At 53.9% G+C, this 11,751-nt stretch carries 14 protein-coding genes; 9 read left to right on the plus strand and 5 right to left on the minus strand.

The window, feature by feature from the left end:
* Positions 1-67 precede the first annotated feature (67 nt).
* From SP68_RS28640 to fhuF, 3 genes are all read left to right on the plus strand, one after another.
* Positions 68-238 (plus strand): hypothetical protein, encoded by a 171-nt coding sequence (locus SP68_RS28640; protein WP_162500012.1) that lies wholly within the window; start codon positions 68-70, stop codon positions 236-238.
* A gap of 23 nt (positions 239-261) precedes the next feature.
* Entirely contained in the window at positions 262-1,308 is a 1,047-nt protein-coding gene (locus tag SP68_RS22155) for a GGDEF domain-containing protein (RefSeq protein ID WP_008807534.1), read from the plus strand.
* Positions 1,309-1,419: 111 nt separating this feature from the next.
* Positions 1,420-2,208, plus strand: a complete 789-nt coding sequence (gene fhuF, locus SP68_RS22160) for a siderophore-iron reductase FhuF (protein ID WP_040972797.1) — start codon at positions 1,420-1,422, stop codon at positions 2,206-2,208.
* 48 nt (positions 2,209-2,256) lie between these two features.
* Here fhuF and SP68_RS22165 read toward each other — a convergent pair whose 3' ends face one another.
* The gene (locus SP68_RS22165; RefSeq protein ID WP_008807536.1) at positions 2,257-3,600 is read right to left on the minus strand and encodes a PTS cellobiose transporter subunit IIC; all 1,344 of its coding nucleotides are present in this window, start codon (positions 3,598-3,600) and stop codon (positions 2,257-2,259) included.
* Positions 3,601-3,933: 333 nt separating this feature from the next.
* Between SP68_RS22165 and SP68_RS22170 the strand changes: the two genes are divergently transcribed.
* Complete coding sequence (locus SP68_RS22170) at positions 3,934-4,392, plus strand: YbaK/EbsC family protein (RefSeq protein WP_008807537.1); 459 nt, start codon at positions 3,934-3,936, stop codon at positions 4,390-4,392.
* 5 nt (positions 4,393-4,397) lie between these two features.
* On the opposite strand, the gene bglJ is transcribed toward SP68_RS22170, so the two are convergent.
* From bglJ to pobA, 4 genes are all read right to left on the minus strand, one after another.
* A complete protein-coding gene (gene bglJ, locus SP68_RS22175) occupies positions 4,398-5,072 on the minus strand; it encodes a DNA-binding transcriptional activator BglJ (protein ID WP_022065583.1) in 675 nt (224 codons plus the stop codon).
* Entirely contained in the window at positions 5,033-5,755 is a 723-nt protein-coding gene (locus SP68_RS22180; RefSeq protein ID WP_008807539.1) for a helix-turn-helix transcriptional regulator, read from the minus strand. The genes bglJ and SP68_RS22180 overlap by 40 nt, the downstream gene beginning before the upstream one ends.
* 264 nt (positions 5,756-6,019) lie before the next feature.
* On the minus strand, positions 6,020-6,901 hold the full coding sequence (locus SP68_RS22185) for a helix-turn-helix domain-containing protein (RefSeq protein ID WP_023339552.1): 882 nt from the start codon (positions 6,899-6,901) through the stop codon (positions 6,020-6,022).
* 16 nt (positions 6,902-6,917) lie between these two features.
* Positions 6,918-8,102: a 4-hydroxybenzoate 3-monooxygenase gene (gene pobA, locus SP68_RS22190; protein ID WP_022065581.1), complete on the minus strand. Its 1,185-nt coding sequence runs from the start codon at positions 8,100-8,102 to the stop codon at positions 6,918-6,920.
* Between the two features lie 281 nt (positions 8,103-8,383).
* On the opposite strand from pobA, the gene SP68_RS22195 reads away from it, so the two are divergent.
* The 5 genes from SP68_RS22195 to SP68_RS22215 all read left to right on the plus strand — a co-directional run bounded on the left by SP68_RS22195 (position 8,384) and on the right by SP68_RS22215 (position 11,566).
* Entirely contained in the window at positions 8,384-9,160 is a 777-nt protein-coding gene (locus tag SP68_RS22195) for a threonine/serine exporter family protein (protein ID WP_040972793.1), read from the plus strand.
* On the plus strand, positions 9,151-9,624 hold the full coding sequence (locus SP68_RS22200) for a threonine/serine exporter (protein ID WP_012542936.1): 474 nt from the start codon (positions 9,151-9,153) through the stop codon (positions 9,622-9,624). Before SP68_RS22195 ends, SP68_RS22200 begins: the two co-directional genes overlap by 10 nt.
* Positions 9,625-9,726: 102 nt before the next feature.
* Positions 9,727-10,266 carry a primosomal protein DnaT gene (gene dnaT / locus SP68_RS22205; RefSeq protein ID WP_012968990.1) on the plus strand — a complete coding sequence of 180 codons (540 nt, stop codon included), beginning with the start codon at positions 9,727-9,729 and terminating at the stop codon, positions 10,264-10,266.
* 2 nt (positions 10,267-10,268) lie between these two features.
* Complete coding sequence (gene dnaC, locus SP68_RS22210) at positions 10,269-11,006, plus strand: DNA replication protein DnaC (RefSeq protein ID WP_008807545.1); 738 nt, start codon at positions 10,269-10,271, stop codon at positions 11,004-11,006.
* Between the two features lie 65 nt (positions 11,007-11,071).
* Complete coding sequence (locus SP68_RS22215; RefSeq protein ID WP_008807546.1) at positions 11,072-11,566, plus strand: YjjA family protein; 495 nt, start codon at positions 11,072-11,074, stop codon at positions 11,564-11,566.
* The last annotated feature ends 185 nt before the right edge of the window (positions 11,567-11,751 follow it).

An 11,751-nucleotide genomic window follows, 5' to 3' on the forward strand; every position in this document is an offset into this window, starting at 1 on the left:
TTCACCTCTTAAAACGATAATGATAACCAATATCATATGATAACATTTATCATTTGTCATTTGCGATGTGCTTTGCGTCTTTTTCTTTACGTTAGCGGTAATGACATACATTCATGAAGGTGATAAATTAAGCGGATTATCGATATATATTAAATATTTTGCTTATTTTGCAAATAACCTTTTTTTGCACATTGTTATCAGACTCTTCATTTTTGGCTTTCATCATTTTGAAATTTAACGACTAATAATGATTCTTCCGATATGACTGCACAAACCTGGCGAGCACACTACGCACAAAAATATCAATATTCCTTACGGCTTTTTTTACTGCTTAATTTCATTTCCTCCTCTCTGTCGCTGGTCAGCCCACTATTTACGGTAGTTCGTTTTACGCTGCCCTGCGCCCTGATCGTGGCCTGCAGCGGGCTGTTGCTGCTCTGGCACTGGAAATGGCCGCAAGCGAAAATAAATATTCCGGCTATCTCGTTGTTATTTGGCATGCTCTGGGCATGGCACGTGGTGGCAAAAGCGATGCTATTGACACCGCCGCATTTTAACTATCTGGTAATCGCCCTATTAAGCATTCTGTTTATCGGCACCATCGCTTTTTCCAATAATATCACTGCCTTTACCCTTCACTCTTTACCGACTTTCCTTATCTGCCTGATAATGTCAGAGGGGGAACAATGGTTGCGCATGACCTACTGTTTTGTGCTGCCTATTGCCGGTATTACCCTGCAAAATATTATCCAGAAGCGCAACGATGCCTTCACGCAAGGATTAATGGATAAACTGATGCAGGAACGCAACACGCTCAACGATCTCAGTATGCTGGATCCCCTGACCGGTTTGTATAATCGCCGCGGGCTGCAGAACCGCCTCGACACCCTGCTGGCGCTGGACGGCGACAACCACTTTGTGCTGCTCCTCGATATCGATCACTTTAAAGCCTATAACGACCACTATGGCCATATGATGGGCGACCAGGCGCTGATTCGCGTCTCTGCCGCGATCCGCAACGCCGTGCGCTCACGCGATATTGTCGCTCGTTTTGGTGGGGAAGAGTTTATGGTCCTGCTGACCAACAGCAGCGAGGAAACCGCCTGGCAGGCTGCCGAACGCATTCGCCAGCGGGTCTATGATCTGAAGATCCCGCATATGTTTAATGAAAGTGTCGCCACCAACGTGACCATCAGCATTGGCCTGACGCCGCTCATTGATGACAACATTGAGCAAGCGCTGGCACGAGCCGATGGCGCACTGTATGAGGCCAAAAATAAAGGACGCAATATTATTCTTGCCAGTTAGCTTTTCCTTCGCGCGCCGCGGTATCGCGGCGCCGACAAACTCCTTGCCATGCCGCCTGCAAACAACTAATATCAGGAATCATTATCATTTAGATTTGTATCTGGAAATCAAATGGCCTGGCGCTCCCTTTCTCTTAGCGACGAACTCATCTGGCGGGCTCCCTTCCCGACGGCTGAACGCGCGCTGGCGGAGAGTCTTCGGGCAAAAATCACTGCCCTGCGCCCTCATCTGCTGGATTTCCTGCGTCTTGATGAGCCTGCCCCGCCGCATGCGTTAACGCTCGCCGAGTGGTCGCAACCCATCGCGTTACGCACCCTGCTGGCCACCTGGTCCGATCATATCTATCGTCATCAGCCCACGCAGCCGCGTGAACAGAAGCCCCTGCTCTCGCTCTGGGCCCAGTGGTATATCGGCCTGCTGGTGCCGCCGCTGATGCTGGCGCTGCTTAATGAACCGCAGGGACTCAGCCTGGCGCCAGAACATTTCCATGTCGAATTTCACGAGAGCGGTCGGGCTGCCTGCTTCTGGATTGATGTGCATAACGATGCCAGGATAGCAGCGCTTCCACCGCAGGCGCGGATAGATGCCCTGGTGATTCGTACCCTGCAGCCGGTTGTTGAGGCGCTGGAAGCGACGGGCGAGATCAATGGCAAACTTATCTGGAGTAATACCGGCTATCTGATCAACTGGTATTTAGGTGAAATGCACACGCTGCTGGGCGATGAGCAGGTCGCCGCTCTGCGTCAGCACTGTTTTTTTGAAAAACAGCTCGCCGATGGTCAGGATAACCCGCTGTGGCGAACGGTGGTGCTGCGTGAAGGGCTGTTAGTCCGACGCACCTGCTGCCAGCGCTATCGCCTGCCGGATGTCCAACAGTGCGGCGACTGCACGCTGAAATAACGCCCCCTACCTCAAAATTAACGGGCGGCCCTTGCCGCCCGTTGCTATTTATGCGGTCTGTTGACTCTCCTGCTCTGCTCGCTCGGCCTCTTCCGCTTCCTGAGCAAGCAGCTGTTTCTCATACACCTTAAAGAACGGGAAGTAGATAATCGCCGATACGCAGGCCAGAACGATCACCAGAACCGCCGCCCGAAAATCCCAGCCCAGCGCCCAGGCGCCGCCAATCGGTGCTGGCGCCGTCCACGGTACCACCGAGATAACGCGGCCAATCAGATCCAGCTTCATTGCTGCCCAGGCCAGCACCGCGTTCACCATTGGCGCCAGCAGGAACGGAATAAAGAACACCGGATTCATGACGATAGGCGTCCCAAAGATAACCGGCTCGTTAATGTTAAACAGGCTTGGCACCACGCTCAGACGACCAATGGAGCGCAAATGCGCTGAGCGGCTACGCAGATAACAGAACACCAGCCCCATGGTCGCCCCGGAACCACCAACCACTATGAAGAATGTCCAGAACGCCTCCATGAAGATATGCGGCAGAGGCGCCCCCTGGGCCAGCGCCTGCTGGTTCATACCGAGGTTGGTCAGCCAGAACATCTGCAGCATCCCGGACACAATCGCGGCACCGTGGATCCCGGCGAACCACAACAGGTGGCCAATAAGCACCGCTAGCAGAATTGCCGGCAGAGAGTCGGCTGCCGAAACCAGCGGTTTGAAGATGGCCATAATGGCCTGCGGGATCAGCATGTCAAAATGGTGCTGGATAAACAGACTCAGCGGATACAGCGTCAGCACGACCACCAGCACCGGGATCAACAGATCAAAGGAGTTTTTGATCATCGGCGGAACCTGGTCCGGCAAGCGGATCCCAATGTTGTGCGCTTTCAAAAAACGCATCATTTCCACGCAATAGATCGCCACCAGAATTGCGGTAAAGATCCCGGTCCCCCCGAGGCTATCCACCGGCAGCGTGCCATTGGTCTTCGGCGCGGCAATCAGCAAAAAGGCCATGATCGACAGCATTGCGCACATAAAGGGATCGAGCTGATTGGATTTCTCGTAGTGCTTACCGAGGTTATAGGAGATCGCCGCGCAGATGTAGATCGACATGATCCCCATCGTCATATCAAAGGGGGTCAGAATACGCCCCTCAAACTCTTTTGCCAGATCCAGCCAGGCGCGGGCAAAACCCCAGGTGGTATCCGGTGAGAAAGGTGGATAAGCAAATACCAGCAGGAACGATCCGACGATCATAAATGGCATCGCTGAGATAAAACCGTCACGGATAGCCATGACGTGGCGCTGCGATGAGATCCGCCCTGCTATGGGGCTTATGTAATTTTCTACAAAGCGAAATATCAAATTAAACGCAGCATGGTTAGCAGACATAGTAGCCCTCCTGACAGGCTATTGATACTGGCCCAACAACGATTACCCTGCCGTTACGATGACCGCTTTTTGATGCAGCAGGCCGCTGATGGATTACCGGCTATACTGCTCATGACGCAACGATTCATACACGGCTCTTATGTTATAAATAAAGTGAGAAGTGACTGTTCCAGTATTCATCTCTACGCGCACAACCGCAACCGGTTACAGTAACCGGTTACGGTGAATGTGAAGGAGATCGACAAAATAGAAAGAATCTGGATTGTCCGCGCTGTTATTTACACTCCGCCAGGCTTGTGACAGATTTAACCAGGCTTAAATCAGGAGAATCCAATGAGTCTGCAGTCTGTACGGCAGTTTTTTGCCGAACACGCCCCCGATATCGAAATTATTGAGTTAAATCAGAGTACCGCCACCGTCGCGCTCGCCGCTGCCGCACACAACGTTGAGCCTGGACAAATCGCCAAAACGCTGTCGCTCAAGATCAAGGATAAGATTGTACTGATCGTCGCCAGGGGCGATGCGCGGCTGGATAACAAAAAGCTGAAAGAGACCTTTGGTGCGAAAGCCAGAATGTTAAGCAGCGATGAGGTGGTGACCTGGACCGGTCATCCGGTAGGCGGCGTGTGCCCTTTTGGTCTGGAAAACCCGCTGGCCGTCTATTGCGACGTCTCGCTCAGGCACTATCAGGAGGTGCTACCCGCAGCGGGAGCCATTCACAGCGCCGTTCGTATTGAACCAGAACGATTGGCGCAGCTCACCGATGCGACATGGGTAGACGTGTGTTTATAGCCGCGTTACGCCACCTGTTTAACGGCGTTGTTCGCGCCGCTCATCGGTAAATGCAGCAAGATATCCGCCGCGTTTAATAAACCGATGTCTGAGCGAACCCCGAGCTTGGTCATGGCGTTAAATTTATGCGCGCGGATAGTTTTAATGTTCCGGTTCAGCTGTATCGCAATATCAGAAAGCGAATATCCCCACGACATATACCGAAGGATGGCGTGCTCCGTTGGACTTAGCGGATCGTTGCACGCCTCTCTGTCGCAAAATTGTTCGCTGCCGCTGAGATGATGATTGTCCAGCAACTGTAACAAACGCTCCTGTAACCCGCGTCGCGGCGCGGATTTATTCAGTATGCCATGCAGACAAGCCGGCATAAGATGGCCGATCAGATGCATTTCACTTTCATTATTAGCCAGAATAATTGCCTGGACTTCCGGCCGACACCGCGCCATTTCATGAACAAAAAGCAGACTCTCAGCTCGTGAAGAACGGCTTCCCGAAAGAGAAAAGATAATGGCCGACCAGGAAAACGATGTTTCCGCCGCCCTGAGCATACTGACATTTTTAAACAGATGAATATGATATCGGCTATTATCTTCACGACTAAAGATATAGCGCCAGGCCATTTCCGTCATCACACATTTCTCTACGATGGCGACATGGCGGGTTGTGCTATTTTTTTCCATTCCATTTGCTCCCCGTAAGCTGAATTGATATTCAGCTCTTGCATTCCCTGCACGCTGTTGATCCAGGCATACATTTCAGCATTGCTTCGCAGTGATAAGCGTCGCATTGCGCTATTTTTCTGCGCACTGATGGTTTTATTGCTCTTTTTCAACAGCGCAGCGATCTGATTGATTCCCCATCCCTTTGCCAGAAGACGCAAAACCTTGCGTTCCGAAAGGGTCAGCATCGCCGCAGAGTGGTAGCTTGCGAAATCGCTATCCTCGTCTCCGGTGAACAACGTCCGGCTAATTTGCTCAGCGGCACGACTGCCGGCGCAAATCACCTCAATCAACCGGTTAACCGGCTCACTCTCCGAGATCAGCGAGCTTTCAGGGCGAATTAAAAGCTCAACGGCCAATGGATAGAGGCTGTCACTGACCATAAAAACCCAGTGAATATCACGATACTGCGTCATCAGAGAGTAATAACGCTCGCAGACGGCACGGGGATGCGCAATCTCGCCGGAGATATCCGCGACGACCAGCACTGCCCGCCGCAGTTGCAAAAGGGTGAGCTCATCATGAGAACGACAAAAACTGAGTTCGTAATCAGGGAGATTTTCATTGAAGATAACCTTTAACCCTGACTGCATGACGGGAATTTTACTAATAACAACACCAAACTTACCTTGTCCTGGTAACATAACACCTCCGCTTCCTGTCGAAGTTCCTTCGCCTGCCGGCAAACAATCGGCGCTTAACATCATCGCCTTATCATTCTCTGAATGAATATAAAAAGTATATTCATGGCCTGCGTACACGGTATACGTAACGACCGAACCGTGGTCATACCGTGTAAATATTATTGCTGTGTATACTTGCGATTAATATTAGCACAGACGCTCCTGCGCTAATAAATTAGAAAAGATAAAACTATTATTTAGCAAAAGTAATTTCAGGCACGTGAGTTATAAAGCATTATCTTTGATTGTTTCTCTAAATGCTTTAGGCGACATCCCGCTATAGCGGCGGAAAAAGCGAGAAAAATAGGCAGCATCACTAAACCCTAAGTAATCAGAGAGTTGTGTTACCGTCATGCGGGTGTACTGCAGATTGCGTCGCGCTTCCAGCATCAGGCGTTGATGCAATACCCCCAGCGCGCTACAGCCATAGAACTCGCGGCATAAATAATTTAAGTGCGTGACCGACAACCCAATTAGCTTCGCATACTCCGCCAGCGGGAGATGCTGCCGATAGTGGCTCTCAATAAGTCGGGAAAAGTGGCGCATCATACTGCGCTTCCGCTCCGCTTTATCTTCCGTGGGCGGTGCGGGGCGGCACTGCCGGTTCAGCCAGACCAGCAGCGTCCCCAGCAACGAGTACAACATCATCTCCCGGGCATCATGCTCTTCGCAATATTCCTCGCGAAGCGCCGAAAATAGCGTATGCATATGCCCCCGGGAACGGCCTACCGGCACGCACTGCGGTACGCTAAGCACATCCAGCGGCCGGCCGAACTGGTTTTCAAACCGGCTCAGCAGCGGCAGCGCCAGGGAGAGCACATACCCTTGTGTCCCGGGTGAAAAATGAAACCCATGAATACAAAGGGCGGGAACCACCTGGATGCAGGACGCCGTCATCACCGCGGTGGCGCCTTCAATTTCGATCTCCGCCCGGCCCTGATGCAGGTAGAGGAGCTGGACCATTTCCGCATGCTGATGAACGCGAATATGCCACTCGTACAGACTGCTACGCTGCAAAATCGACTCGCAGTGCAGCAGGTCCGGCGTTGGCCAGCCGCGCTCTTCGCCATACAGCTTAAATACGGGGACGGCTTGTATGGGCGGCATAATCACTCCTCTTTAGTCAGGTAACGCGTTCCATGGGCAAGCCCACGTAGTTTTCCGCGATGGTGGTCAGCCCGGCGCGGGAGCCAAGGTAGTAGCGGCGGTCGGCGGCCTGCATTTTGGCGTCGAACGCATTCTGGTCCGGGAAATCATGCAGCAGGCGAGTCATAAACCAGCTAAAGCGTTCCCCTTTCCACACCCGATCCAGCGCCAGTTGCGAGTAGGTCGCCAGCAGATCGCTGCGGCCACGATGATAGTATTCACGCAGGATCCGCCACAGGTAGTTAACATCCGATGCCGCCAGGTTTAACCCTTTGGCGCCGGTTGGCGGAACGATATGCGCCGCATCTCCCACCAGAAACAGCCGCCCATACTGCATCGGCTCCACCACGAAACTGCGCAGCGGGGCAATGCTCTTCTCAAGTGAGTGACCAGTCACTAACCTGGATGCCAGGTCCTCCGGCAAGCGGCTTTTCAGCTCCTGCCAGAAACGTTCGTCCGACCAGGCTTCAACCTTATCGCTCAGCGGAACCTGTAGATAATAGCGGCTGCGCGTAAGTGAGCGCTGACTACACAATACAAACCCCCGCTGATGGTGTGCATAAATCAGCTCCGGATTGACCGGCGGCGTATCCGCCAGCAGGCCTAACCAACCAAACGGCCACACGCTCTCGTAGGTTTTGAGAATGTCAGCGGGAATGCTTTGCCGTGACACCCCGTGAAAACCGTCGCAACCGGCGATAAAGTCGCACTCCAGGCGGCAGGTTTCACCTTCGCTGAGGTAGGTGACCGTCGGTCGGTCGCTTTTCGCGTCATGAATAGCCACCTCGCTCACGCCATAGACGATCGGCGCGCCGCTGGCGGCCCGGGCCGCCATCAGATCGCGGGTCACTTCCGTCTGGCCATAAACCATCACACTCTTGCCGTCAGTCAGCTCGCTCAGTGCGACGGGTACCCGCTGGCCATCAAACAGAAACTCCACCCCATGATGCACCAGGCCTTCGGCATCCATCCGCTGCGCCACGCCCGCTTCGCGTAGCAGATCGACGGTGCCGCTTTCCAGAATTCCCGCGCGGATGCGCCCCAGCACATACTGTGGCGTTTGACGCTCGAGGATCACGGTATGGATCCCGGCGTTGTGCAACAACTGCCCCAGCAGCAGCCCGGAGGGACCTGCGCCAATAATCGCGACCTGTGTTTTCATAGGGTTGTCTCACTCTTGCAGGGTTAATTATTTGTATATTTTTTGTTTAATAAAAGTACTTTCCTGCATTTTTGATAAGTCAGACGGGAAAAAGAAGGGATGAATGGCGGCAAAAATTGCACTTTTCACCAAACTGGCAAAAGTGTGGGATGCTTCAAATTCTGCCGCCCCGCCAGCCGGGACATTTTTGCATATTATTTGATCCCGCCCCCCTCAGCCGCTACGGCGCTTCAGGTTAAAGTATCGACAGATAACCAGACGTCGCGGACAGCAGAGGAATTATGCAGGTTGATCGGTCACAGCAGCGGGCAATCACACGATTGTGCATCCAGTGTGGTCTTTTTTTGTTACAGCACGGCGCCGAAAGTGCGCTGGTGGAAGAGCTATCCACCCGCCTCGGACGGGCGCTGGGAATGGACAGCGTCGAAAGCGCCATCTCGTCTAATGCCATCGTGCTGACCACCATTAAAGATGGCGAATGTCTCACCTCAACGCGTAAAAATGTCGACCGCGGCATCAATATGCATGTGGTAACGGAAGTGCAGCACATTGTGATCCTCGCCGAACATAAGCTGCTCGACTATCGCGATGTCGAGAAGCGCTTTTCGCAGATCGTTCCCTTGCGTTATCCGCGCTGGCTGCTGGTCATCATGGTGGGGCTCTCCTGCGCCTGTTTCTGCAAACTGAATAACGGCGGCTGGGACGGTGCGCTGGTCAGCTTCTGCGCCAGTACGGTAGCCATGTACATTCGCCAGGTGCTGACCCACCGGTCCATGCATCCGCAGATCAACTTCTGCATCACCGCCTTTGTCGCCACAACCATCTCCGGGCTGCTGCTGCGCCTCCAGGCCTTTGCCAGTACGCCGACCATTGCCATGGCCGCCAGCGTCCTGCTGCTGGTTCCGGGTTTTCCTTTGATCAACGCCGTCGCCGATATGTTTAAAGGGCATATTAATACGGGGCTCGCCCGCTGGGCGATCGCCAGCCTGTTAACCCTTGCCACCTGCATTGGCGTGGTGATGGCGATGACCGTATGGGGGCTGCGCGGATGGGCATAATCTCGTTTATTTTCGCACTGGCGGAAGACATGCTGCTGGCGGCAATCCCTGCCGTTGGTTTTGCCATGGTCTTTAATGTCCCCCAGCGCGCCTTGCGCTGGTGCGCGCTGCTGGGGGCGATCGGTCACGGCTCGCGCATGGTCATGATGAGCGCCGGTTTTAACATTGAATGGGCCACCTTTCTCGCCGCGCTGCTGGTGGGCAGCATCGGCATTCAGTGGTCACGCTGGTATCTGGCGCATCCGAAGATTTTTACCGTCGCCGCCGTGATCCCGATGTTTCCCGGCATCTCGGCCTATACCGCGATGATCTCCGCGGTAAAGATCAGCCATTTTGGCTATTCTGAAGAGATGATGATTTTGCTGCTGAGCAATTTTTTAAAGGCGTCGTCTATTGTGGGCGCCCTTTCTATTGGCCTGTCGATACCCGGTCTGTGGCTGTATCGTAAGCGCCCTCGCGTCTGATCCCGGCGTCGCGGTACAGCCGCGACGCTCCTTCCGCGATAGGCTCTGTGCTACTATGTGCAGATCACCCCACTCTTTGCAGTTCAGAGTTGAGATAGAGTTATGTCTTCGCGAATTTTAACCTCCCATTTTAGCGGCCTGGAAGAGTTCCTCCAGCAGCACGCGGCGCTGCTGGCGAAATCAACTGACGGCACCGTTGCCGTTTTTGCCAATAACGCGCCGGCATTCTATGCGCTGACGCCAGCGCGGCTGGCGCAACTGCTGGAGCTGGAAGCCAGACTGGCGCGCCCCGGCAGCGACATCGCCCTTGACCCGCAGTTTTTCGAGGAGCCCGCCGCGGCGCCAGTTGCGGTGCCAATGGGCAAATTTGCTATGTACGCCGACTGGCAGCCGGACGCCGATTTTCAGCGCCTGGCCGCGCTGTGGGGCATTGCCCTGAGCCAGCCAGTCACGCCGGAAGAGCTGGCTGCCTTCGTCGCTTACTGGCAGGCGGAAGGTAAAGTGTTTCACCACGTGCAGTGGCAGCAGAAGCTGGCACGTAGCGTGCAAATCAGCCGCGCCAGCAACGGCGGACAGCCGAAGCGCGATGTGAACAGCGTGAGCGAACCCGACAGTCATATTCCGCGAGGTTTCCGAGGATGAGCATGAAAAACGTGGGCGACCTGATGAAGCGTCTGCAGAAAATGATGCCGGCCCATATCGAACCGGCGTTTAAAACCGGCGAAGAACTGCTGGCCTGGCAAAAAGAGCAAGGCCGGCTGCGTTCCGAAGCGCTGGAGCGGGAGAATCGCGCGATGAAAATGCAGCGCACCTTCAACCGCTCAGGGATCCGCCCGCTGCATCAGAACTGTTCCTTTGATAACTACCGCGTCGAGTGCGAAGGACAGATGAACGCCCTCGCCCGCGCACGTCAGTATGTGGAAGAGTTCGATGGCAATATCGCCAGCTTTATCTTCTCCGGTAAACCGGGGACCGGCAAAAATCACCTGGCGGCAGCCATCTGCAACGAGCTGCTGCTGCGCGGGAAGTCGGTCTTAATCATCACCGTGGCCGATATTATGTCGGCGATGAAAGATACCTTTGGCAACCGGGAAACGAGCGAAGAGCAGTTACTGAGCGACCTCAGCAAAGTCGACCTGTTAGTGATTGATGAAATTGGTATGCAGACGGAGTCTCGCTATGAGAAGGTCATTATCAATCAGATAGTTGACCGTCGTTCTTCATCCAAACGGCCTACCGGGATGCTCACCAACAGTAATATGGAAGAGATGAACAAGCTGCTCGGCGAACGGGTAATGGACCGTATGCGGCTGGGGAACAGTCTGTGGGTTATCTTCAACTGGGAAAGTTACCGGCACCGCGTCACTGGCAAGGAGTATTAAGAGATTTCCGGACGATGACGGCGTTATACTAAAGCGATTATTCAGTCACGCTTATGAGTCCGTCTATGAAATCGTTTAAAAATGGCTTACTTGCCGCTTTTGCCGCCAGTGCATTTACCCTCGCCGGCGCTCACGCTGCCTCCTGGCAGGATTCTCTTAACAGCGCCGCCAGCCAGCTTAGCGGCAGCAGCACCCAGGCTGGCAGCGGCGGCATGTCCGTCTCCTCGCTAACCAGCCTGCTCAGCGGCAGCAGCCAGTCTCTGACCGCCAGCAGCATGAATAATGCGGCCGGGATCCTGTCATATTGCGCGCAACAGAAACTGGCCTCCGTGACCAGCGCCGATAACGTCAAAAACCAGGTGCTGGATAAACTGGGACTCAGCACGCCGGAAAAACAGAAACAAGACACCAACTATCTTGATGGCCTGCAGGGCTTGCTCAACAGTAATAACGGCCAGCAGCTGGACCTGAATACGCTTGGCAACAGCTCGCTGGCGAAACAGGTGAAAACCAAAGCCTGCGATCTGGTCTTAAAACAGGGCGTTAACTTCCTCTCCTGATACGTACTGCTCATGCCGCGTTTGTTGCCTTCGCGACGGCAGCGCGGCCTGAAACGTTTTTTTTACCCTTTTTCCCTCTCCGCTTCCCCGCCACACCCGATGCGACACCGATCAAAAAAGGCAACATCTAAACCAATTCTGAATAACTGCACAGTTTCATGACGCTAGAATTGCAGCAAGATGGC

Origin of the sequence: Klebsiella variicola (assembly GCF_000828055.2) — a bacterium.
In the GTDB taxonomy this organism is placed as follows: domain Bacteria; phylum Pseudomonadota; class Gammaproteobacteria; order Enterobacterales; family Enterobacteriaceae; genus Klebsiella; species Klebsiella variicola.